Here is a 23,306-nt window from a genome sequence, read left to right as displayed (position 1 = left end):
ATTGGTGGGGCCGTTCGGCTGCGCGATCGTGTTGCCGTCGCCGCTCGCCGCGATCCTCACCGCGATGCCCGAGAGCGGATTGCCGCCCGCATCGCGCACGGTCACCGTGACGTTGGACGAGCCCTGGCCCGCGACGAAGGTCGTGGGCGACGCGGACACGCCCGATCGGCTGCCGCTGGGCCCGGCACTCGCGGTGAACACAACGGAGCCCACGTCCGACACGACTGCCGTAAGCGTGTTGGTCCCGGCGGCGGGGCCGAGCGTCCAGCTTGTGGATGCCTGTCCGTTTGCGTCGGTCTTGCTCGTGGCCGGATTGGCACTGCCCCCACCCTGCCCGATGACCCACGCGACCGAGCGACCCGGCACGCCGTTGGCGTCGGCATCGACGATCCGCACCACGAGCGGCGCGGGCAGCGCCGATCCGGCCGCGGCGGACTGATTGTTTCCTGAGATGATGGAAATCCTGGCCGCGGAGCCGGCGGTGGCCGTGGCCGTGAAGATGACGGGCGCACTCACACCCGCCGTGCGGGCGACCGCAGCCTGCGCACCCGCGTTGGGGCCGAGGATACGCTGCACGGCCGTGAGGCCCGCGGCGTCGGTCGCCGTGGTCGGCGCGCTCACGCTGCCGCCGCCGGTCACGCTCCAGGTGACCGAGGCGCCGGCGACGGGATTGCCGGCCGCGTCGCTCGCACGAACCACGAGCGAGTCAGGCAGCGGGGCGCCCGCGGGGGCGGACTGCTTGTCGCCGCTTACCGCCGCGAGCGCGGCGGCACGTCCCGCACCCGCCGTGGCCGTGAATTTCGCGATGAGGGGATTCGCCGCACCCACCACGCGCGCCTCGGCTCGCTGGGCACCGGCGGAGGCGCCGAGCGTCCAGCGCGAAGCCGCGCGGCCATCCGCGTCAGTCCGGACGGTATCGGGCCTGAGCTGCCCGGCATTGATCGTGATCTGGCCGCTGCCGTCGATGAGCACGAACGCGACGGTGGCGTCGGCCACGGGCCGGTCGCGCGTATCGGTGACGCGTACGACCAGCGAGTCATCCAGCGCCGCGCCAACTTTGGCGGTTTGGCCGTCCCCTTGTACGATCGCGACCGCAGCGGGCTCGCCCTCGGCTGGAAGCACGAGGTCCTCGCCGCCACACGCGAATGACAAGGCCGCCCCGAGCAGCGCGACTGGCAGGTAACGCATCCGTGCGAGCCCTTTCGAAGAATTGAAAGGTCACGCTACAGATAGCGGTCCGACCGGAGGCCTGGATAGGAGCTAGATCACAGCTTCGGCAGCACGGTCTGCGGGACGCCGGGGCTCGCGGCGGCCCCGTAAATCGAATCGCCGCCGTAGCATGCGACGACGAGATAGGTTCCCACCGGAAGCTCGCGGGTGGTGAACGAGGCGCGGCCCTCATCGTCGAGCGCGATCGGCTTTTCGCTAAGCAGCGTGCCGCCGGCCCCGCAGGCGCCCCGCTGGAAGGTGACGCTGCCACTCGGGGCCGGCGCCCCGTGCACGCTCACCTTGGGAGTGACACTCGTGGTGAAAGTCACCCGCTGCCCCTGGCTGATCACCGGGTCGCTCGAGCTGGGTCCGCTGGCCTCCGCGGCGACATGATCCACGTGGTGCTGCGCGCTTCCGCTGCTCGGCAGGTGATCGGCATCGCCGGCATAGGAGGCGGTGATGGTCTTGTCGCTCGCCGTAGTGGGGGTGAGGGCGCACTGGCCATCGGCCACGGATGCCGAGCACGTGGCGCTTCCGTCGCTCACCGTGACGGTGCCGGTCGGATTGCCGACCGGTGCGGCTGCCGTCACGGTAAAGGCGACCGTATACGGCGCGAACACGGTCGAGGGCTCCGGCTTCACGCTCGTGATCGAGGTCGTCGTGGGTGCCGGGAGCTCAATGGCCGTGGCGATCGCCGTGAACGTGACCGGCGAGCCGGCGGCGTTGTCCGCGCTCGCAGTCGTCTTCTGGGTGCCCGCGTCGGGGCCGAGAATGCGCTCGACGGAGGCACGGCCATCGGCGCCCGTTGCCGTGCTCGAGGTGTTGAGGCTGCCGCCGCCGGTGACGCTCCACGCGATGGCGAGCCCGGCGACCGGCTGGCCGGCGCCGTCGGTGGCCTTCACGACGAGGGGCGCGGGGAGCGCGCCCCCGGCGGGCGCGGTCTGCCCGTTTCCCGAGACGGCGGCGATGGTGACCGCGGGGATGTCGCCTGGAAGGAGAAGGTCACTGCCACCGCAGGCAAAGGCCGCGCCCGCCGCGGCGCCGATGGCGGCGACGAGGAGTGCCGGCGAGGGGCGGCGGAGGCCGCGCGGCTCACTGGACATCGAACGTCGTCTTCCCCGAGCTCGGGGCGAAGGTGTCGTCGCCCGAATACGTCGCCGTGATCGTAGTCGTCCCGCGCACCGAGGGGACGAACGAGCAGAATCCGCTCGCCACGTCGGCGGTGCAGGAGTCGGGGCCGTCGGTTACGGCCACTTTGCCGGTCGGCGTCTGCGCTGTCGCCGACATCACGGTGAACGACACGCGAACGAGCCGAAGCAGGAAGTTCCGGCTCTCGGTGACGCCGGTGATCGTCGTGGTGCTCGGCGCCTTCGTCACCGTGACGGTGGCCGGTGTCGCGACGGCGATGCCGCCCACCTTGGCGGTGATCGTGTAGCTGCCGACCTTCGTCGCGCTGAAACTGAACGTGGCGGCCCCCGAAGCGTTGGTGGGCGCCGAGGCCGGCGCGATCGTCGCCGAGGCGCCGCTCGAGCTGGCGGACGCGGACACGCCGGCGATCGGGTTGTCGAATTCGTCGCGCGCGGCCACCGTGACGGTGCTGGTGCCCGCGGCCGGAATCGACGATGGATTGACCGTGACACTCGAGCGGCTGCCGCTCACCGGCCCCGGGCTCAGTGCGATCGGATCCGAGACCGCCGGCGCAATCGCGGAGCCGGCGTTGGAAAACCGCAGCGTGTAGCTCGTCGCCGCCCCGTGCAGGGCCAGATCTATGAAGGTGGCCAGTCCGCTCGCGTCGGTGGAGGCAGTGAGCTGGCCGTCCAGCACGCCGCCCGCGTCACTCGGAAGCTCGGCCGAGATGGCGATCCCGGCCTGGCGCACGGCGTTGCCGAAGGCGTCGGTCAGCTGCACCTGCGGCTGGCGGGAAAACGGCGTCCGTTGCTGGGCCGACGCGGACGGCTGGCGAACGACGGCGAGCGCGCTCGCGCCTCCCACCGTGGCGCTCGCGGAAAACGTGATCGGTGAACCGGCGAGACCGGCCGCGGTCGCGACCGTGCGCGCCTCGCCGATCCTGGAACCGAGGACGCGCTGCACGGCCGCTCGACCGTCGGCGCCCGTGGTGGTGTTCGTGGCATTCACCGACCCGCCGCCGGACAAGGTCCACACCACATGCGCGCCGGGCGCAGGATTGCCGTCCGCGTCGGTGGCGCGCACCACCAGCGAATCGGGGAGCGCGCTCCCCGCGGCGGCCGTTTGCTTGTCGCCGCTCACGAGCGCGAGCCGGGCCGGCGTGCCGGCGGTTGCGGTGGCCGCGAAATGGGCCGCGAGGGCCGCGCTCGCGCCCACCACGCGGGCCTCGAGGGTCTGCGCGCCGGCGCTCCCGCCAAGGGTCCAGTGCGCGGCGGCACGGCCCTGTGCGTCGGTGAGTGCGGTATCCGGCGCGGCGGCCCCCGCGCCGGCCGTCACGACGAACGCCACGCGTTGCCCGGCGACGGGACGCCCGTTCGCGTCGGTCACGCGCACGGCGACGGAGTCGGGCAGCGTCGCGCCGGCTGCGGCCGACTGGCCGTCGCCGGCGGCGATCGTGATGGAAGCGGCGGCGTTGTCACTCGGCAGGAGGAGGTCGCTGCCGCCGCACGCCGCGGCAACGGCCAAGCCCGCGCAGGCCGCCACCCAGGCCAACACGCCGCGCGGCGCACGGGGGGCGCGGACGGAATCGGCAAGCGAGGCGATGGCGCGAGATGCAGGCATAGCAGCCGAGTTCCGCCAAGAGTCAAGGCTAAGGTACGGGCGGGCCGAGCGGGCGGAAGGGGTGCCGGCGCATCGTGAGTGGCATCAAGGAGTTACCAAGTGAGGTTCGGTCGCTGCCGAGGTGCTGAAATTACCGTCACCCGCGTAGGTGGCGGTGACCTGGCGAGTCCCGGACGCCGTAAACGTGATATCGCATTGGCCGATTTGAACGCTCGCGGAGCAGCTCTCCGTCCCGTCGGTGCTCACATTCACCGTGCCGGTCGGCGTGCCTGCGCCGGGCGCGTTCACCACAACTGTGAATGTGACCGTCACGGCACTGCCGACCGTCGAGGGCTCGGGGCTGAACCCGGTGATGGTGGTCGTTGTGCTGGCTTGGCCAACTAGCTGCGCCGTGGTCCCCTCCGACGGGCCGAAGCTCCCGGACCCGGCGTAGCACGCGCGAATGGTGTGCGCGCCGACGCTTAGCGTGCCGATCGCGCCAGAGCTCGCAGTCCCTGCACCGTTGAGCGACGCGCTCGCGATCGTCCCGGTGCCACTCGCGCACGTCGCATTGTCCTTGAACGTCACCGTCCCTCCCGGCGTACCGCCCGAGCCGGACACGGTGGCCGTGAACGTGACGCCCTCACCGAACACGGAGCTCGCGTTGCTGGAGCTCACGGAGGTGTTGGTCCCGGCGGCTCCCACCGTCTGCCCGCCGGTCAGCGAGCCGCTGCTCGACTTGAAGCTCGCCGTTCCCGCGTAGCTCGCGCTCACGGTGTGCGTGCCCGGCGCCAGCGTGCTCGTCGTGAGGGTCGCCTTGCCGCTCGAGAGGGCGACAGGCGAGCCGGAATTCGAGCCGTCGATCTGGAACTGCACGTTGCCGGTCGGTGTGCCCGCACCAGGCGCCGCCGCGGCGACCGTGGCCGTGAAGGTCACGCTCTCGCCGAAGTCGGAAGGCGTCTTCGAAGTCGTGACCATGGTCGTCGTGCTCGCCGCGCTCACCGTATGCGTGCGTGGCGAGCTGGTGCTTCCGGCGAAATCGGCCGAACCCTGGTAGGCCGCGGTGAGATTCGCGCTCGCGACGACCGCGGTCGGCACGAAGCTGCACTGGCCGGCGGCTACGGTGCCGGTGCAGCCGCCGGCGCCTTGCAGCGCCACGACCACGTTGCCGGCGGGATCGCCGCTTCCCGGCCCGTTCACCGTCAAGGTATAGCTCACGGTGATGGACTGGCCGAAGACCGAGGGGTCCGGCGTATCTGAGGCGATGACGGTCGTAGTCGTCGCCTGGTTCACCTGGTGCGCGGCACCGGCCGAGATGCTGGGAGAGAACGTGCCGTCGCCGCTGTAGCTCGCGGTGACGGTCTTGACGCCCGCGGTGGTCGAGAGCAGGGAGCAGCTTCCGCTGGGCGCGGAGGCCTGGCACGTGGCACCGGCGCCGTCGCTCACGGTCACCGATCCGGTCGGCGTGCCGCTCGCGGGCGGCACCGGGTTCACGCTGAAGCTCACTGTGTAGGCTTGGCCGACCACGGTGGCGCCGGCGGGCACCGTCACGTTGGTCGTGGTGCTGCCGCCGGCCACATTGAAGGCGTTGCTCTCCGCACTCACGAGGCCTGAAGCCAGCGCGGTGAGCGTGTAGCCCGTCCCCGGCCGATTAACCGTCAGATTGGCGAACGTCGCCGTGCCGTTCACCGCGCTCACCGTCGTCGTGCCGCCCAGGGATGCGCCGGTCGCATTGCTGCCCAGCGCGACTGTGATCTGGTTGCTAGCGCCCGTCACCACGTTGCCCGCGGCATCCTGGACCTGGACCTTGACGGCGGGCGTGATCGCCGCGCCCACCGTGGCGTTGGACGGCTGCACGACGAAGACGAGTTTGTTGCTGATGCCGATCGTGCCGGTCGCGATGAACGTCGCGGGATTTCCTTGCGGCCCCGTGCCGGCGGCGGTCGCCGTCAGCGTATTCCGCCCCGCGATCACGCCGAGCCGCCACGAGGTGGCCGAGGCGACGCCGTTCGCATTGGTCTTGACCGGCGTGATGGGCGCCACGCTGCCGCCGCCCCCGGTCACCGCGAAGGTGACGGCGACGCCCGCCACCGGATTGTCATTGGCGTCGGTCACCTTGACGGCCGGCGGCACGGCCACCTCGCTGCCCGCGTTCGCGGTCTGGCCGTCGCCGGCCGACTTCGCAACCCTCGCCGGGGGCGATGCCGCCGCCGTCGCCGTGAACGTCGCCGAGAGATTTGCCGGCGCACCATTCCCGGTGGGCTTTGCCACGACGGTCTGCGCGCCCGCGACGTCGCCCAGCAGCCAAGCGGCGGCGGCGCGCCCGTTGGCGTCGGTGGACGGCGACGGCGGCACCACGGTGCCGCTATTCGCGCCGGGCGTGAAGCTCACCTTCTGGTTCTGGACGGGACGATCCTTCGAATCGGTAACGCGCACCGCGATACTGTCGCCGAGCACACCGCCCACCGTGCCGCTCTGCTTGTCGCCGCCCAGGACCACGATCTTCGCGGCGACGCTCTCGGCGGGCAGCGTGAGGTCGTTACCGCCGCATGCGGTGGCGGCCAACGCAAGCGCCAAGGCCATGCACGGCACGAAGCCGAGAGCGGCGCCGGCCCGCGCAACGGAGACCGGACGGGATCGGTGGCGCGCGAGGCGCCGACATGCGATATGCACAGCACGGCGACGGGCATCTTCCATGCCCTGCCACTGAGGATGCATGAGCTTATCCTGCTTAGAGTTTCGTGGTGTGCGGGGCGCTTCGTGTAGGTCCGTCGCCACAATTTGCGGAGAAGGGACGGCAGAAGCGCCAGCGACAATCTAGCGCGGCCGCCGACACAATTGGCCCCCCTTGGAGGAGCATGGAAAGCTCGCCGACAAAGCCGGCCCGGAAATCACGCGTCATTCTCGTCATTCTGTTCTTCGTTGTCGCAGCCGTGTGCGCGCGGCTCGGTGTCTGGCAGGTGCACCGGCTCGAGCAGCGCCGCGCCGCCAATGCTCGGGCACTCGCGGAGCGCGCGCTCCCCGAGGCGAATCTGGCCCAGCACGCGCCGGACACCGCGCTCTCCGGACGCCGCGTGCGGGCGCGCGGCACCTACGATCGCGCGCATGAATTCGTGGTTCGCGGCGAGGTGATCGAAACGCCCGGCGTCGAGATCGTCACACCGCTGCGCCTTGCGGGCAGTGACACCGCGGTGCTGGTGGACCGCGGATTCGTGCCCTCGCCCGACGCGCTCACGCTGAGCGACTCGACCCGCGCGGCGATCGACGAGCCGGGCGTGCGTGACGTGATCGGCCTCGCGAGCCCGATGCACGCGGCGCCCGATTCGGGCCGGCCGGTGGTGACTGCGGGCCGCACCACCTGGCGCCGGATCGACCTGGGCGCCGTGCGCGCGCGGCTCCCCTACCCCGTCCTCGACGTCGTGATTCTGCAAGAGCCCAATGCCGCACTGCCGAGCTTCCCGCGGCGCCGTCCGCCGCCGGCGCTGGACGATGGTCCGCACCTCGACTACGCGATCCAATGGTTCTCGTTCGCGGTCATCGCACTGGTGTTTGCCGCCGTCGTGTGGCGCCGGGGCACGGGCGCCCCGCGGGAGATCTAGGCGCGCCCGAGTTGCACCAGCTCCGGGTGCGCAATGAACTCAGGGCAGATCGTGCGGTCGAACTCGTAGGGCCCGCCGGTCTCCGCGTCGGTCCAGGGGAATCCCCGGCAGACCGCGGGGTAGTACGGCTCCCGATGGATCGTGCAGCAATTCTCCACCAGGAAGATGCAACGCCGCCTGCGCACCCGCGTGCGCCACTCGCCCCAGCGCGTGCGATATACAGTGTGCGCCCCGTGCACGCGGGAAATTGCCGCGGCCTCGTCCTCGCTCAACGTGACGCCGTAGGCGCAACACGCGGAGCCGTGCGGGCACGGAAAGCAGGGAAGCGCGGGATACGCGCGCGGTGCGCTCATCGGGCGTTCCTCGCGAGGATCTCGGTCAGCAGATGGCCGCCGAGTGGCTCAGAGGGCTGGCGACCGAGGCGCGCTTCGGGCTGGAGTGAGCATGCGCCAAATTAGTTGTGCGCTGACACGGCGGCAAAGTGCAGCGCGCGATGTCGCCCTTAGAGCACGCGGTGCGTCACGAACGCGTGCGGCGGCGCGCTGAACGCGAGCGTGCATCCGCTGTCGGTGAGCGGCGCCGGCCGGGGCTCGCGCTCGTCGGCACGCACCCGCCATGCCCGGCCACGCGACGTGCCGAAGCACCACCGGCCGTGCACCGATCTCGCGCTCAGGTTCACGCAGCGCAGCACGACGCCATCACCCGCTTCGGCCGGCTTCACGGCGGAGACGACGAGGCCGTCGCCCTCGAGCGCGATGGACTCCGGCGATGGCGCGAGTGCCACGGCATCGGCCACCCACCAGGGGCGGAGCGGGAGAAAGGCGTCTTCCCAGCGCGCGGCGAGCCGATCGCCCGGATCCAGGTCGGCCGCCGTGATGGGGCAAAGCGCGAGGTCGATCGCATCGGGGCCGAGGCACTGCGCGAGCGGGGTCGGCTCGGGCCACGCTGCGTGGCCGGGGCGCGCGGCGAGGTCACCGCGCGAGAGCGCGCCCACCGCGCGGAACAGCGTGAGCAGGAGATCGCCCGCCGCAGTCCACTCGACCTCGAAGAAGCCGGGGATGAACAGGGCAAGTCCTCGCGTGCCCTCCGCCGCCGCGGCGACGCGGTGCGCGGGCGCCGTTGGCACCGGAGTCTCGCGGGGATACTCGCGCGGATCGGCCTCGACGGGCATCCGTGCCGCCATGCCGAACTGCGCACCCGTCACGAGCGGCGCCCCCACGAGGCCGAGCGGCAGGCGGGCGCGGAGGCGGTGATCGGTCGCATGATTGTCGACCTCGAGCCGGCAGTGCACGAGCGGGCTGTCATCGTGCAATCGCACGACGAGGCGAGCGGTGCCGCGCCCGGCGGGGAGCGCGTAGCGGGCTTCCAGCACGGACACGAGCGGTCCCGCCGCGAGCACCCGCACGCGCGCGGGACCGCGCGCCCGCTCGACCCGGTCGTTCAGCGGCGGAGCGTAGGTGTACGTGTCGCCCACGTCGCCGCCGCTCTCGAGCGCGAGCAAGCGGTCGAACCGCGCGCCGGTGCGGCGGTCGGTGAGGCGGAGCGAGCCGTCGCGGGCGACGGCCACTTCGACGAACTCGTTCCGCAACGTGCGCCCGACCGCGCGCGTGCGCCCGCGCGGGCCGGCGCCCGGCGGCGCGGGGTCAAGAACCGCCGCGCCGAGCCCGGCGATGGCGGGCGCACGAAAGGCGATGCGGACCAGGTCGACTTCGTCCTGGTCCGGATAGTGGTGGTCCGCATCCAGTCGACGCTGCGCGACGCGGCGCCCCAGGATCTGCAGCGGGATGCGGGTGCCGTCCGTGGCGCGGAGCGAAAGCGGCTGCCACCCGCTGCCCCGCCGCGGCTGGCGCGCGCCGGGCGGCCCGACGAGCACGTCGCGCCGAAAGAAGGTGAGGTCGGCGACGATGATGCCGCCGCGCCGGCGCACCGCCGGATTCCAGAGCACGAGGCGCGGGCGCACGGCGCCGGGCTCGTCGCGCGCGCGATCGGCATCGAGACCGACGAGCCGAGCCAGCGCGCGGTGGCTCACCTCGCGCGAGACGGCCTCGACCGCGCCGAAGCGCGCGCGCATGGCGGCCACTACGGCGTCGCTCACCGAGCCCGAGATCGAGTCATGGAACTGGTTGCGCAGCAGCGTGCGCCAGGCATGGCGCAGCAGCGCGGGGCCCGCGCCCGCGGCACCCGTGAGCGCGACGAGCGGCTCGGCCACTCGCTCGAGGGCGAGCTCGGCGAGCGAATTGCGCCGCTTGAGGTGCGCCCGGGTGCCGTGCACGCCTTGCAGCGTCCAGGTGTACCCGTAGGACCAGCGAAGCTCGCCGGCGAGCGCGGCGGGCGGCGCTGCGGTTCGCACGTCATCAGCCGCAGCGGCGCAGAACTCGTCCAGGCGCGAGATCCGCACCTCATGGCCCGGCTCGAGCGCCGCGAGCGCGTCGCGGAGCCCCGTGAGATCTGAGTGCACCCAGTGGTGATCGGCACCGACGAGGACAGCGACGTGGCGCGTCACCGCGCGCGGCACAAGCTCGGCGCGCGCTCGGCGCCATGCCGACGCGAGCTCGTCGCCGCTCGAGAGCGCAGCGCCGATTTCGTATCCGTCGGGCGGCAGGTGATAGAGCAGCACGTCGCCACCGGCGGCCCCACGCCAGCGATAGAGGTCGCGCGCGCCGGCAAGCCCGCGCCAAAGCGCAACGGAGCCGAGGCCGAACTCGTTCGCCAGATCGGGCAGTGTCGCGGGGTGGCCGAACGCATCGGGCGAATAGAGCACGTCGCTCCGACGCCCAAGTCGCTCGGCGTCCGCCGCACCGGCCAGGAGGTTGCGCACAAGCGACTCGCCCGAGGGAATCTGCTCGTCGGCGAGCACGTACCAGGGGCCGAGCTGCACGCGGCCGGCCGCGGTCAGCGCACGAATGAGCGGCTCGCGCTCGGGTCGCACCGCGAGGTAGTCCTCGATCACCACGGTCTGGCCGTCGAGCAGGAAACTCCGCAGGCCAGGCTCGCGCTCCAGCCGGTCTACGAGATCGTCGAGCAGCTCGACCAACCGCGCGCGAAACGCCGCGGCCGGCAGATACCACTCCCGGTCCCAATGGGTATGCGGGATGAGATGGAAAACGAGCGCGGGCACGCTCAACTGTAATTGGTGTACGGCTCGAGCAGCACGCGAAGGTCGAGGGGCTTGAAGCGGAAGACGTGGGTGAGGCTGACCTGGTCATCGCCGACCCGCTCGACGCGGGTCTCGAGCAGCTCGAAGTCGTCGCGGCCGCCCAGGCCCATCTGGTTGAGGCGCTCGGCTTCGGAACGGCAGACGTCGCCGGGCGTCGGGCGGCTCGCGGGATAGGCGTCCTCGTGGTGACTCACGAGGGCGCGCCACTGGTCGTCGCCGGCGCGCTCGACGGAGGCACGGATCTGGTCGCGGGTGTACGCCATGAGGAGGAGAGCAGAACCGAAAAGTGCGCCGCGTCAGGCCCGGGAGGAGAAGATGTACCAGAGGGTCGCGAGCCCGAGCCCCGCGCCGGCAAAGAACACCCACCCGGCCGAGTGCACTGCCTCAGTCACCGTGGCAGTTACCGTACTGAGGCCGGCCCCGAAGGTGAGCAGCGCGTACTCGACCATATATCCCTCCGGACCAGCACCCGCCGCTCCAGCACCCACTTGCCGGCGCCCGCCGCACCGGCCCCCATCCGCCGGCCGGCCCCACGGACCCGCTCTACGCTACATGCCGCCATGTCGGCCGTCAATGTATGTTGCCCCGATGCCTGACCCGACCACTGCGCGCCGCGCGGCGCCAGGCCGCATTGTCCGCAGCGCCGAACCGCCGAACTACGAGCTGGACCTCGCTCGGCTCACGACGCTACTCACCCCGACCGATCAGTTCTACGTCCGCTGCCACGGCACGGTGCCCGACGCCGCGGCCGATTGGCGGCTCGACGTTGGCGGCCTCGTCACGCGGCCGTTGACGCTCGACCTCGCGGCGCTGCGTGCGCTCCCGCAGGCGGAGTGCATCGCGACGCTCGAATGTGCGGGCAATCGGCGCACGCTGCAGCGGCCCGTGCCCGGCGGCGTTCAATGGCAGGAAGGCGCGGTGAGCACGGCGCGCTGGGGCGGGCCGCGCCTGGCCGACGTGCTTGCGCGCGCCGGGCTCAGGCCGGAGGCGCTGCACATCCGACTTGCGGGCGCGGACCGCTGTGCGAGCGAGGGTGGCGACCTCGCGTTCGCGCGGAGCGTGCCCCGCACGTTGGCGGAGCAAGACGGCGCCCTGCTCGCGCTCACCATGAACGGCGTGCCGCTCCCGCCGTTGCACGGCGCGCCGGTACGCCTCGTCGTGCCGACGCGCTACGGAATGGATTCGGTGAAGTGGCTGCGGGCGATCACGGCTGCGGCGGAACCGGAGCCGGGAGCGTTTCAGACCGCCGACTATCGGTTGTGGTACGGTGATGGAGGGCCGGGCGACGAGCTTGGCCCGCTGCGGGTGGCGTCGGTGATCGCGATGCCGCGTGCCGGCGCCCCGCTCCGTGCGGGAACGGTGCGGATTGCCGGGGCGGCGTGGACCGGCACGGGCACGATCGCATCGGTCGAGGTGAGCACGGACGGAGGAGCCCGCTGGCGATCCGCGCATCTGCTCGGCGCTGCGGTGCCGGGCGCCTGGCGTCTCTGGGAATCAGAGTGGGACGCGAGGCCGGGCGAGCATACGCTCGTGGCGCGCGCCTGCGACACGGCGGGCAACCGGCAGCCCGACGCGCTGCCCCCCAACCGGAAGGGCTACGCGAACAACTTCGTGGTACCCGTGACCGTCGGCGTGGGGCCCGCCTGAGGGCGCTACGCGCTCAGCAAATCCGGCTGACGGACGCCGCGAACCGCGCGCGATCGAGCAGCCGCGCGATCGACACGCCGGGCACCGTCATCCACCCCTCGCGATTCATCGTCAGTTTGATCACGTCCACGTTTCGGCCGAACCAGCGCGTGCTCGGCTCCAGGTCCGAGGGGTAGACAAACCCCGCCTGCGCCGCCATCGCGATCGCGGCCTGGCTGCCGAGCCCGGACTCGGGCATGGTGCCGCCCCAGAGCGCGGCGCCGAATTCTCGCGCGGCGGCGTGGATGCGGAGCGCTTCGGTGAGCCCGCCGACCCGGTGCACTTTGAGGTTCCAGACCTTGGGACCGTCGAGCTCGATGAGCTGCCGGGCGGCGCGCGCATCGCGGAGCGTCTCGTCCACGCAGATTAGGGTGCGAAGCCTGTGCGCGAGACGCGCGTGGCCCACCAGCTCGTCGGGCGCGAGCGGCTGCTCGATGTAGAGGAGCTCGGCGTCGTCGAGCACGCGCAGACTCGCCTCGTCGCGCGGCCACTCGTAGGCGCCGTTGGCGTCCACCGTGAGCGGAACGCCGCTGCCGGCGAGCGCGCGCCGTGCTGCGATGACAGGCTCCACGTCCCAGCCGGGCATTACCTTGATTTTCACTCGACGATACCCGTGACCGAGCGCCTCGTGAACGGCTCGCTCGAGGGTAGCCGGCTGCCGGTCTTCCGGGATGCCGAGGGAAATGCCGCAGGGGATCGCGGGGGCCGGCGGCTCGCCGACGCGCGCCGACAGGCAGGCCGCGAGACTGGTGCCGAGGCGCGCGGCTTCGAGATCCCAGGCGGCGGTCTCGATGCCTGACCGCGCGAAGGGGTTGCCGCGGATGCCGGGGCGGAGCGCCGCGTCCACTGCTTCGGGGTTCTCGAACTCGCCACCCACGACGCGCGGCAGCAGCGCCCGCTGGATGAGATCACGCGCGGAGGCGAGCGTCTCCTCCGAGTAGAACGGCAGCTCGAACGGAGGCGACTCGCCATAGCCCATGTGGCCCGCCTCGTCGTGCAGGACGACGACGAGCGATCGCCGCTCGCGCATAGTGCCGCCGGAGATGGCAAACGGCTCGCGAAGGGGGAGGGTCAGCTCGTAGAGCTCGGCGCTGGCGATGTGCATGCGGCGGTCCGCCGGTGGTAAGTCTCAGGCCCGCGGCCCCGGCACGAGCTCAAAGCCTGCGACCGCGAAGTGCCGGTCCAGCGCGAGCGCGCGGCGGAGCCGTCGCTGGCGCATCACCTCGAAGCTCATGGCGTCGGTGAGGCTCAGGTCCTGGTCGGTGAAACGGCGGAGCCACCGCTCGACGGCGGCGAGGCGCAAGTCCCGGCCGACGTCAATGACTTCATGCGTGGGATCGGTGGCGACGCCGTCCAGAAACCTGAGCGCCATTGCCGGGCCGCCCAGCTCGAGCAGGAGGATGTGCATTTCGGCGAGGACGGGCGCGGTGGTGATGAGCGCTCCTCCGCGCCGGACCTGATCGGCATACGCGGCGCGCGCCCCTGCGTGCGACGACTCCCGCCGGCTCAGCGCCGCGAACCAGCCGGATGTATCGAGGAAAAGCGCGCCGTTCACGGCGCGCGATGGGCCTCGGCCAGCACGTCGTCATGCCCCTTGGCGATGCCCGTGGGCCAATCCCCGGCTTCCGCCTCGTTCAGGAACGCCAGCATGGGGCTGTCGGTGCCACTGGCTGCCGCGGCAAAGCTCCGGATGCCGCGGCGCAGGATCTCGGCGCGGGAAAGTCCGCTGGAGCGCACCAGCGACTCGAGCAGCGCTCGGTCATCGGGAGCCAGGTAGACCTGGACCGGTTCCCGAACAGTGCGGCGGGGCGGTTTGCGTGGCATCATGATGCGACTGTAGCGCGTTACATGTACCGGGGCAATCCCCCGGCCGCGGGCGGCCGGCGCGCATCGCCTCACGCGCCGACCACATCGAGAAAATGCAGTTCCCCGCCGCGCCGCTCGAGCTGCCCCTGGTCCGCGCGATCGAGCAGGCCGGCCACGAGCCCATCGATGGGATGGAAGACGAGCGCGTGCAGCGCGCGCTGGGTGCGGGAGCCGGCGGTCGCGGGGTAGGCGCCAAGCGGGAGCTGGAAGAACGTGTGCAACTGCACGCTGGCGCAGCCGAGGCGGGCGTACTCCAGCAGCAGATGGCCGGAGCAGACATTGCCACTGCCGGCGAGCGGCGGGAGGGACACGCCGCGTCCGCGCGCGAGGGCAAGCGCGCGAAAGTTGCGATCGCTCAGGTCCCAGCCGCCGTAGGCGGCGCCGAGCTCGGCGTCGAAGAGCCGGTTGAACGCGACGGCCGCATCGGCCGAGCGGGCGGCGGCCTCGAGCATCGCTACCTGAAAGTCGTCGTCGAAGCGCGCGTTCATGAGCTTGAGGGACACGCGCGCGCCGCCCGGCGCAGCGGCGCGAACTCGCGCCGGCACCTCCGCGATCCAGCGGAGAATGCGGGCACGCTCGTCGCCCAGTGCGTCGCCGGCGAGGGTGGGGGAAAAGTCCTGCTCCACCAGCAGCGGCCCCGCGCCCCAGGCGCGCGCCAGCTCGGCCGTCGTGTGCACGTACTCGGCGTCGCGGAACGGCTCGTCGACCCGGGGCAGATGGTACTTGACGGACGGCACCACGAGCATCCCGTGCTCGTCCATGATCCGGCGGCCGGACCGCACGAGCTCGCAGTACGCGGCGAGGTCGCGGTCCCAGCCGCGGCCTTTCCATGTCACGGTCCATCCCTCGCGCCCGTCGCGCGCGCGCCGCGGCTCGACCCGCATGCGGGTTTCGTGGATGGCCCACGCGTCCATGGCGCGCGCGCCCGAGGGATCTTCGGCGATCACGGTCTTGAGCACGACGTACGCGAGCCCCGCCACGCAATCGGTCTCGAGCTGGTCGGCGTTGAGCGAGAGCTGGCCCGAGCCCTTGCCGATCGGGTGCGGCAGCGGCATGCCGAGATAGTGCGTGGCGAGGTTCACCCCGTACGCCTGCCGGACGTGATCGGCAAAGTCGCGCGGGAGCTCGCGCCTGAAGCGCTCGAAGTCAGCGGAGAGCCGCGCGCGCATCCCGCACCGCCTGCTGCACGACCTCCCGCTCGGCGTCCGGGAGCGCCGGACCCCACGGATCGTCGCAGGCGTCGGCCGAGATGGCGCCGTCGGCGGCGGCGGCCCAGAGCATCCGGCGCACGTAGCCTTCCATCGGCGGTGTGAAGGTGGCTTCGCCGAAGCGGTCGCAGACGGCGGAGAGGGCGACGAAGCGCGGCCAGTCGCCCGCCGCATGCGCGCACAGGAGCCGGGCCTGCACGTCGGTGAGCGCCGCGCCCATGCCCACGAGCGCGGAGCGCGCCCCCAGGAGCAGCGAATAGCCGAGGAACCGGTCCTCGCCGGTCATGAGCAGCTTGTCGGAGAGCGGGGTGACGAGGCGCGCCAGGCGCTGGAAGGTCATCACCGAATCGAGCGTCGCGACCTTGATGCCCACCACGCTCGGCAGCGCCAGGATGCCGCGGAGCGCCGCATCGTCGTACGCAGCGCCGCCCGCAGCGGCGTAGAGATAGAAGGCGAGCACCGGCAGCTCGCGGCCGAGATGCTCGTGGTAGGCGACGGCGTCCCCCGCGTCGGCGCTCCGCGGGAAGGCGAGCAGCGCGTCGGCGGCGAGCGCGCGGGCTTCGGCCGCGGTCGCAACATCCCAGGCTCCCGCAATGAGGACGCGGTCGGGAAGCGCGGCGCGCCAGGTGGAAAGCACCAAACGCCGGTCGTCGGGAGTCAGGTGCGGGCCACGGCCGGTGTGCACGTTGACCGCGACGCCCGCAATCGGCTGGCGCGCCATCCAGCGCGCGTACGCGGCGAGCGCCTCGCGGTCGAGCGCGCGGCCGCGGAACGGCACCGGAACAGCAGGCACCAGACCGCCGTCGAGCCGCTCGCGGATCTGCGCGGCGGGTTCGATCACACGTGCGCCGCCCGCGGTCATCCGGCCGCCAGCCGCTCCAGGTTCGCGTGCTCGATCAGCGCGCGCCGCTCGGGCGCCAAATCGAGCAGATCGAGCTTGGCGACACTCGTCTCCGGAATCCTGAGCGGCATGCCGGTGCCGAAGACGAAACGCTCGGCGCCCATGGTCGAGAGCAGCAGCTCGAGATGGTCCTCGGGCGGTCCCCAGATCCAGCAGATGTCCCACCAGATGCGCGCCGCCTCTTCGGGTGTCGAGCCGAAGTGCACCTCCTCGATGAACCCGCGGCCCGCGTGGGTGACGAGGAGACGCGCGCGTGCATGGGATCGGAGCAGCGCGCGCACGGCGGCGGCCGGCAGCTCGGGCGCGCGGTCGAGCGGATGCCGCTGGCGCGGGTCTTCGAGCCGCACCGCAAGCACCAGCGGGATGCCGGCCTCGGCGCACGCCGCAACGAGCCGCCGCATCGCCGCGCCGGCGGGATCGATCCCGTAGTAGGTCGGATCGGCGCGCACGGCCGGTGCGCGTGTCGCCGCGGCCTCGGCGAGCACCGCTTCCCAGCGCGGGAGTCCCGGGTGCACGGCGAGGGCCGGGCGGAGCCGCGGCATCTCGCGGCAGACATCGAGGAGCCACGGATTGCCTTCGGTCGGGTCCCGCCAGAAAATGCCGGGGAGGTGCGTCACCCACGCGCTGTCTGCGCCAATGCGGTCCATATCGCCGAGTACCGCAGCGGGAGAGGTTCCGGGCACGCGCCGATAGGGATACCCGCCGAGAAAGACGTTCGCGTCGAGGAGCATCAGCGAGGCATCATGTGGGACGCGTCAATCGCCGGTTGGGAACGCGCCGGGCGGGAAGATGCGCGCGGCGTTCCGCCAGCGGACCAGCTCCAGCTCGCCCGGCGAGAGTAGGTGCGCGAGGTAGCGGAGCTTTGCCCAGCCGGTGCAAATCGTGAGATCGCAGCCCCAAAGGATGCGCTCGATGCCCACCGCGTCGAGGCAGGCCTCGAGCATGCCGCCGTCGACGCCGCTCCCCGAGAGATCCACAAATACGTTAGGCACGTCGCGGAGCGCACGCAGCGAATGCAGCCAGTCGCCGCCGCCGCCGATGTGCGCGAGGATGAACGACACCGCCGCGTGGCGCGCCGCGAGCGCGCAGAGCTCCACCGCGTCCGACGCCTCCTGCCCCGGCACGTCGCCGCGGCGGTGCTGCCAGATGTGGTGCAGCACCGGCAGGCCATGCTCGCGCGCCGCATCTGCTACGGGATCGAGCAGCGGGTCATCGGCGCGGCGGCTCGCGGCGAGCTTCACGCCGATCATGCCGGCCGCGACACCCCGGCGGATTTCACGCAGCGCGTGCGCGGTGTAGTTCGGATTGACCGCGACGTAACCCCGGATCCGCGCGGGATGCGCGTGCTGGAGTGCGACGAGTCCATCGTTGGCGTACTCGAGATCGTCGGGCGAGGGAAAGTACGTGGGCGACGTCAGCCCCCAACTGCCGAGGATGGAGGCGACGTGAATGGTGATGCCGACGCGCTCCCCCGCGCCGAGCCGGCTCGCGTTGCGCGCGCGCCAGTCATCGCGGGGGGAACGGTCGGTGTAGAAATGGGCGTGGACGTCGACCAGCATGCCGGGAAGATACAGCCCCGGCTACAAATGCACGTCCTCGTCCCGATTGCGCTCGTGGACGATCTCGGCGGGGTCGCGATCGTCTCGGTAGATGGTGCCGGGGGGCGGCGGCACGTCGTGATCGCCCTCGATCGTGCCCGCGGGGCCGGTCACCTCGCTCGGATTCACTTCGTGCAGCGTGAGGTCGGTATCGTCCGAGATATCCTGGCTCACGGTGCCGTCCTCGTCGTCCACGTCGTCAATGTTGTCCACGGTTGGCTTCCGGTCGTAGAACTTGGGGCGCTCGACCGGGAACTCGGGGTTGCTCATTCTCACCTCCGCGCAGGCCTGAAGTCGGGGTTCATGGCGCGAAAGGTGGCCCGCGGGACGGCAGGCGTCGGAGATGCAGATCACAGCGGCGCGAATCAGCGGGTGAGGGCCGCGGCCAGGGCCTCGTCGAGGGCGGCGAGCGTACGATCGACCGCCGCCTCGTCGTGCGCCACCGACGCGAAGTTGTAGGCCGAGCGCTTGAAGAGGACGCCCCGGGGGGCCACGTCGCGGACCAGCGCCGCGCCGATCCGCTCGTCGGTGAACTGGAGAAAACACATTTCCGGGATGCCCGCGACACCGGCCACGAGCTCCGGATGGCCCGCAGCAAGGCCGGCAAGGCCGTTGAGCAGGCGCCGGCCCGCGGCGCGGAGCCGCGCCGGCACCTGCTCCCGCTCGATCACGCCGAGCGTGGCGCGGGCGGCGGCCAGCGACACGTACTCGGTGGCCAGGGTGGACGAGATCCAGGTGCGCGACACGCCTGCCATCACCTCGCGCCGGCCGCCGACCGCAGCGAGCGGAAAGCCGTTCGCAATCGCCTTGCCGAGGACGACGAGGTCGGGGAGGATGCGATAGCGCTCGGTGCCCCCGCCCACCGCGATCCGCCCCGCGGTCTTGATCTCGTCGATCACGAGCAACGCACCGACGCGCTCGGTCTCCTCCCGCAGCGCGTCCAGCCATTCGCGCGAGGGCTCAACCAGGACGATCGGCTCGGTAATCACGCACGCGAGCCGGTCGCCGGCGGCACGGATGGCCCCGCGCGCGGCGTCGGCGTCGTTGAACACCAGCTCGCCGTAGAGCGCGCTGGTGGCCGCGGGCACGCCCGGTCCGCTCTGACACCAGTCGAGCCAGCCGTGATAGCCGCAGCCGAGCACGAGCTCGCGGCCGGTGGCGACACGCGCGAGGCGTACGGCGGCGGCGCACGCCTCGGCGCCGCTCTTCAAGAAGCGGGTCTGCTCCATCCACGGCATGAGCCGCCGGAGCGTGTCGGCCACCTCGACCTCGAGCGCGGGCGCGAGCGGGCCGACGACGCCCGCTCCGACCGCCTCGCACGCCGCGCGGTTCACCTCGGGATGGGCATAGCCAAGGGCGACGGCGCCCAGGGCCATGATCCAATCGATGTACTCGCGGTCGTCGATGCTCCACACTCGGCATCCGCTCGCGCGGCGCATGCGGATGGGAACGTCGCCGGTGGCGGGCGCCACGTCCGCACCGAAGAGCGCCTCCGGCCGCTTGCTGCCGGTCGACGTGAAGCCGGCGACGGGCCACTCCGCCATCAGGCGAGCTCGAGCCGGCCGAAGCGCGCCGGGTCCTGCCGATCGCCGCGGAGGTAGACCCAGCCGCCGCCGCCGCTCCAGACGAGCTGACCCGCGCGCCGCTCGCGGTCGGGCAGCATCTCGTTCACCAGCAGATCGAAGTCGATGGCGTCGCCGGCCACGCGGGTATCCCAGCCCGGCGGGCGGAGGGCGAGCGTCACCGTGTAGCCGCCCTCACCCTCCGCCCAGGCGCCGGAGAGCATCTCGCCGGCGGCGCCCGTGCCGGGCACCGCGCGCACGCGAAGCTCCCCCGACGTTTCGGGCACGACGAGCCAGCCGAACACCGGGCCATCCGGCTCGAGCCGGAGATACACTTGCAGGCCGTCGGAGTGGATGTCATCGGCCTCATTGTCGAATCGAAGCGCCGGCGCATCCGCGGGGCGGAGACAGAGATCGGGCTTCGTCACCGCGACCGCGAGGTAGAGCGCCTCGTCATCCCAGCATGCTTCAGCGATGGCGCTCAGCTCGTCGGCGCCGGCGAATGGCTCCTCGCTCCGGCGGTACTGGTCCTCGTGATCGAGCAGCAGCGGCTCGTCGGCCTCGAAGCCGTCCGTCGTGCCGTCGAGCGGAGGCGGCTCGGCGATGCGAGTCGCGACCCCGCGCTGGCGGAACGGCTCCTCGCGCGGGAGCAGCGACGGGAGCGAGCGCTCCGTCGGGCGGCGGCCGCGCAGGCGCACCGAAGCGCCGGGGCCGTCGATGTTCCATCCCTCGAGCACGAGGTGGTGGCGATCGACTCCCGCGGAGGTCTCGATTTCGATCGCTTCGCCGGCGACACGGACGGCCGGCGGGCTGCCGCCGGCTCCGGCGGCAGCCGGCGTGAGCACCGACACGATGCGCGCGCTCTTCCCGCGCGCGCGCGCGACGTAAAACGGCGCCTCGCCGGTGCCCGGCGCGCCGGGGGCGACTCCACGGAACAACTCACCGTCGTGCGCCAGCGTCAGCGTGAGCGACGCGCCGACCGGTACGACAGCGTGCAGCACGATCGGGGCCGGCCCGGCCGGACGAAACCGCTCGACTCGCGACGCATGACCGCCCGCGCGCTCGGCGCCCTCGAGCTCGGCCGGCTCCCACACGCCCGGGCTCCGGACCTCGGCCTCACCGGTCGGATGCCACGGCAACTGGAGCGTATGCTCGCCCTCCGACGCGAGCTCCACGACGTCGAGCAGGTAATCGGGGCCTCCGATGATGGATCGGCTCACGTCGCCAAAACGGCCACGCACCCAGGTCCACTCGCCGTCGGCGTCAAAGAACTCGCACACGGCGTCGCCCGGCGCTTGCGAGCGGCCGTCGAGCAGCGGGGCATTGTGCGCGAGCGTCGAGCGATACCACGCCAGGTCGGGCGATACATACGAGCCCGTGCCGAAGTCCGGCAACCAATAAACACCGTCGGCATGGAGCGAGATGTTCAGCCGGTCAGGGTGGCCGTGGCCGCCGCCGTACGCGCCGCACTCGAGGCTCGCGTAGCGGGCGGGCGCGCGCAGCACGGCGAGGCCCTGGGGCTCGAGCAGCGCGCTACCGGCCTGCCAGCGCTCGGCCGCGCCGTCGAGCGCCGGCGCCGCGGCGAGGAGCATCCACCAGGAGAGATCGGCGCGACTCCGCGACTCGGGCGCGGGCTGGCCGGCCTCGTGCAGGTAGGAGTCGAACAGCTCCGCCGCGGGCGCGGGCGCTGCGTAGAGCGCGGCGAGCCAGTCCGCAAGGCCCGCGGTGTCGCGTTCGGCCCCGATGAGACCCGCGAGACCCGCCTCCCACAACTCCAGGTACATCGGCTGCGCGAGCGAAACGCCGAAGCGCGAGTCCTTGCGCGCGGGAAACGTCAGGTCGGGGAGTGCCGTGAGCGCAGGTGCGCGGAGTGCGGCGGTGAGCCGCGCGGCCAGCTCGGGCTCGGCAAACGGATCCACGCCGGCCGCGCGCGCCCAAGAAAATCCCGTGAGGAGTCCGCGCAGGGCGAAGAGATGGTAATTCTCGCCCTCGAACCACATCCCGTCGGCGCCGAATCCGCTCAGCAGGTGCGCGAGCAGGCCGGTCGGGCCCTCGACCGCGCGAGCGAGCAGCTCTTCGTCCTCGAACCAGACGGCGATGGCGGCGAGCGCCGCGTTGTGCCAGGTCTGGCGATTGGAGGCGCCCTCGTCAAAATCGCCGATCAGATTGGCGGCCTCATCGGCCAATTGCGAGACGAGCTGCTCGGTGGTCTCGTCGAGCAATGCCGACTCGCGCAGGAGCACGGCGGCGGCGAGATAGTTCGTGAGCCAGATCGACTCGAGATAGGTGGAGAAGAAGAGCCGAGCCGGGCCGAGGACGTTGTCGCGATTGGGATAGATGAGGTAGCGCTCGCCGTACGCGGCAAGCAGCTCGCGGGCGCGTGCAGCGGCGGCCTCCGCCGTGGCCGAGCTCGAGGCATCGGCCGATTCATCGGGAGCGAAGGCGGCGACCGCGGCGAGGTGCGCCATCCGCTCGGCGAGCCAGAGATGCTGGAACCGCGCCCACCAGCGCTCGTGGCGCTCGCCGGCGTAATACTCGCCGCAGCGAGGGCAGCGGTGCCGCCCCGCGGCCCACGGATCGAACGTGAGGGTGGACCCGTCGCGCGGGCAGACGCCGCCGTCCATCGAGAGCAGCGCCTTGTGCTCGGGAATGGTGGGCATGCGGTCGAGCACCGGCCGGGCACGCTCGGCGAGTCGCGCGTACAGCGCGGCGAGGTCGGGGGACCCGGCGATCTCGGCTTGGCGCGCCGCCAGCGCGTCGGCAGTCAGCACGCGCATGCTCCTTCGCTGGCCCAGCGCACGGGAAAGACGACCGCGCCCGCGCCGGCGGCTGCGGTGCGCATGCGGCTGGCCGTCGCGGCGTCGGGCGCGAGAAAGAACATGCACCCGCCTGCCCCGGAGCCCGCCGCCTTACCCCCCAGCGCACCGGTCCGCTGCATCGCGTCCTCCAGCTCGGCCATCTCCGCGGTCCGCATACCGGCGTCGAGCGCCTGTTGCTGGGTCCAGTTCTCGGAGAGCAGCCGGCCCATGCGCGCGAGATCGCCGGCCCGGAGCGCATCGGCCATCCGGCACGCCACGTCGCGCAGGCGGCGGAGCGCATTGCCCACGGCCGCATTACCCGCCTCGTACTCCGCCATCACCCGGCCAATCGTAGAGCCGGAAAAGCGCGATGCGCCCGTGTAGCAGAGCACGAGTCGGTGCTCGAGCTCGGCCGCCGTGGCCGGGTCGAGCCGGAGCGGGTCCACCGTGACTTCAGGATCGCGGAACGTCAGCAGGTTGAATCCTCCGAGTGCGGCCGAGTACTGATCCTGTTTGCCTCCCGGCACCCGCGCCTCGACCGCTTCGAGGCGCCACGCGCGCTCGGCCAGCTCATGCGGCGCGAGCGAGATGCCCGTGGCGGCGGCGAGTGCGCCAACCATCGCAACGTCGAGCGCGCCGGAGCTGCCGAGCCCACCGCCGATCGGCGCGCCGCAACGGGTCGTGAGCGTGAGCGGACCGGCGGCCGGCATTACCCGCAGCGCCGCGCCGAGGAGACCGAGCCTCCCTTCGAGCGGCGGCGCGGCCCCGGCCGCGAGCTCGACCCGCTCGCCCAGGTCCTCCGAGCAAAGCCTGACCGAGCGGCCGCCCGGCTCGACGGTGGCGCGCGCGAACAGCCGGATGGCGGCGTTCACCGCGACGCCGCCCTCGCGCGCGGAGAACGGGGGCACGTCGGTCCACCCGCCGGCGAAATCGAGCCGCACCGGCGCCTCGGCGGACGCCGCGCGCGGTCGATTCACGTGCGGGCCATCTCCGGC

Annotated in this window: 21 protein-coding genes; 2 read left to right on the top strand and 19 right to left on the bottom strand. The window is 72.1% G+C overall.

Annotated features, from left to right (window positions below; all coding sequences use genetic code 11):
* The 4 genes from VFW66_03765 to VFW66_03750 form a co-directional block, all read right to left on the bottom strand.
* Positions 1–1,122: Ig-like domain-containing protein (locus tag VFW66_03765; protein HEX5385797.1), on the bottom strand; the 1,122-nt coding region annotated here is incomplete at its 3' end.
* Positions 1,123–1,265: 143 nt separating this feature from the next.
* Positions 1,266–2,312 (bottom strand): Ig-like domain repeat protein, encoded by a 1,047-nt coding sequence (locus VFW66_03760; GenBank protein HEX5385796.1) that lies wholly within the window; start codon positions 2,310–2,312, stop codon positions 1,266–1,268.
* On the bottom strand, positions 2,302–3,957 hold the full coding sequence (locus VFW66_03755; protein HEX5385795.1) for an Ig-like domain-containing protein: 1,656 nt from the start codon (positions 3,955–3,957) through the stop codon (positions 2,302–2,304). The genes VFW66_03760 and VFW66_03755 overlap by 11 nt, the downstream gene beginning before the upstream one ends.
* A gap of 84 nt (positions 3,958–4,041) precedes the next feature.
* A complete protein-coding gene (locus VFW66_03750; protein HEX5385794.1) occupies positions 4,042–6,519 on the bottom strand; it encodes an Ig-like domain repeat protein in 2,478 nt (825 codons plus the stop codon).
* A 275-nt stretch (positions 6,520–6,794) separates the two neighbouring features.
* On the opposite strand from VFW66_03750, the gene VFW66_03745 reads away from it, so the two are divergent.
* Complete coding sequence (locus VFW66_03745; protein ID HEX5385793.1) at positions 6,795–7,535, top strand: SURF1 family protein; 741 nt, start codon at positions 6,795–6,797, stop codon at positions 7,533–7,535.
* On the opposite strand, the gene VFW66_03740 is transcribed toward VFW66_03745, so the two are convergent.
* The 4 genes from VFW66_03740 to VFW66_03725 all read right to left on the bottom strand — a co-directional run bounded on the left by VFW66_03740 (position 7,532) and on the right by VFW66_03725 (position 11,141).
* Positions 7,532–7,888, bottom strand: a complete 357-nt coding sequence (locus VFW66_03740; protein HEX5385792.1) for a hypothetical protein — start codon at positions 7,886–7,888, stop codon at positions 7,532–7,534. The genes VFW66_03745 and VFW66_03740 overlap by 4 nt on opposite strands.
* Positions 7,889–8,037: 149 nt before the next feature.
* Complete coding sequence (locus tag VFW66_03735; GenBank protein HEX5385791.1) at positions 8,038–10,653, bottom strand: glycoside hydrolase family 38 C-terminal domain-containing protein; 2,616 nt, start codon at positions 10,651–10,653, stop codon at positions 8,038–8,040.
* 2 nt (positions 10,654–10,655) lie between these two features.
* On the bottom strand, positions 10,656–10,955 hold the full coding sequence (locus VFW66_03730) for a hypothetical protein (protein ID HEX5385790.1): 300 nt from the start codon (positions 10,953–10,955) through the stop codon (positions 10,656–10,658).
* A 33-nt stretch (positions 10,956–10,988) separates the two neighbouring features.
* Complete coding sequence (locus tag VFW66_03725; protein HEX5385789.1) at positions 10,989–11,141, bottom strand: hypothetical protein; 153 nt, start codon at positions 11,139–11,141, stop codon at positions 10,989–10,991.
* A gap of 139 nt (positions 11,142–11,280) precedes the next feature.
* Here VFW66_03725 and VFW66_03720 point away from each other — a divergent pair, with 139 nt between their 5' ends.
* A complete protein-coding gene (locus tag VFW66_03720; GenBank protein HEX5385788.1) occupies positions 11,281–12,339 on the top strand; it encodes a sulfite oxidase in 1,059 nt (352 codons plus the stop codon).
* Between the two features lie 13 nt (positions 12,340–12,352).
* Here VFW66_03720 and menC read toward each other — a convergent pair whose 3' ends face one another.
* From menC to VFW66_03665, 11 genes are all read right to left on the bottom strand, one after another.
* On the bottom strand, positions 12,353–13,483 hold the full coding sequence (gene menC, locus VFW66_03715; protein HEX5385787.1) for an o-succinylbenzoate synthase: 1,131 nt from the start codon (positions 13,481–13,483) through the stop codon (positions 12,353–12,355).
* A 24-nt stretch (positions 13,484–13,507) separates the two neighbouring features.
* Positions 13,508–13,933, bottom strand: a complete 426-nt coding sequence (locus VFW66_03710; GenBank protein ID HEX5385786.1) for a PIN domain-containing protein — start codon at positions 13,931–13,933, stop codon at positions 13,508–13,510.
* Positions 13,930–14,205, bottom strand: a complete 276-nt coding sequence (locus VFW66_03705) for a ribbon-helix-helix protein, CopG family (protein ID HEX5385785.1) — start codon at positions 14,203–14,205, stop codon at positions 13,930–13,932. Before VFW66_03705 ends, VFW66_03710 begins: the two co-directional genes overlap by 4 nt.
* A gap of 68 nt (positions 14,206–14,273) precedes the next feature.
* Positions 14,274–15,413, bottom strand: coding sequence for a hypothetical protein (locus VFW66_03700; GenBank protein ID HEX5385784.1), 1,140 nt, complete (start codon positions 15,411–15,413; stop codon positions 14,274–14,276).
* Complete coding sequence (locus tag VFW66_03695) at positions 15,391–16,293, bottom strand: hypothetical protein (GenBank protein HEX5385783.1); 903 nt, start codon at positions 16,291–16,293, stop codon at positions 15,391–15,393. Before VFW66_03695 ends, VFW66_03700 begins: the two co-directional genes overlap by 23 nt.
* 17 nt (positions 16,294–16,310) lie before the next feature.
* Positions 16,311–17,084 carry an amidohydrolase family protein gene (locus tag VFW66_03690; GenBank protein ID HEX5385782.1) on the bottom strand — a complete coding sequence of 258 codons (774 nt, stop codon included), beginning with the start codon at positions 17,082–17,084 and terminating at the stop codon, positions 16,311–16,313.
* A gap of 24 nt (positions 17,085–17,108) precedes the next feature.
* Complete coding sequence (locus tag VFW66_03685) at positions 17,109–17,912, bottom strand: amidohydrolase family protein (GenBank protein HEX5385781.1); 804 nt, start codon at positions 17,910–17,912, stop codon at positions 17,109–17,111.
* Positions 17,913–17,933: 21 nt separating this feature from the next.
* Positions 17,934–18,221: a hypothetical protein gene (locus VFW66_03680; GenBank protein HEX5385780.1), complete on the bottom strand. Its 288-nt coding sequence runs from the start codon at positions 18,219–18,221 to the stop codon at positions 17,934–17,936.
* A gap of 95 nt (positions 18,222–18,316) precedes the next feature.
* Complete coding sequence (locus VFW66_03675; protein ID HEX5385779.1) at positions 18,317–19,495, bottom strand: aminotransferase class III-fold pyridoxal phosphate-dependent enzyme; 1,179 nt, start codon at positions 19,493–19,495, stop codon at positions 18,317–18,319.
* On the bottom strand, positions 19,495–22,284 hold the full coding sequence (locus VFW66_03670) for a heparinase II/III family protein (GenBank protein HEX5385778.1): 2,790 nt from the start codon (positions 22,282–22,284) through the stop codon (positions 19,495–19,497). The genes VFW66_03675 and VFW66_03670 overlap by 1 nt, the downstream gene beginning before the upstream one ends.
* Complete coding sequence (locus tag VFW66_03665) at positions 22,278–23,288, bottom strand: hypothetical protein (GenBank protein ID HEX5385777.1); 1,011 nt, start codon at positions 23,286–23,288, stop codon at positions 22,278–22,280. The genes VFW66_03670 and VFW66_03665 overlap by 7 nt, the downstream gene beginning before the upstream one ends.
* Positions 23,289–23,306 lie beyond the last annotated feature (18 nt).

Source organism: Gemmatimonadales bacterium (assembly GCA_036279355.1).
GTDB lineage: Bacteria > Gemmatimonadota > Gemmatimonadetes > Gemmatimonadales > GWC2-71-9 > DASQPE01.
Note: the sequence above shows the minus strand (reverse complement) of the source record. Positions and strands in the feature narration are given on the sequence as shown.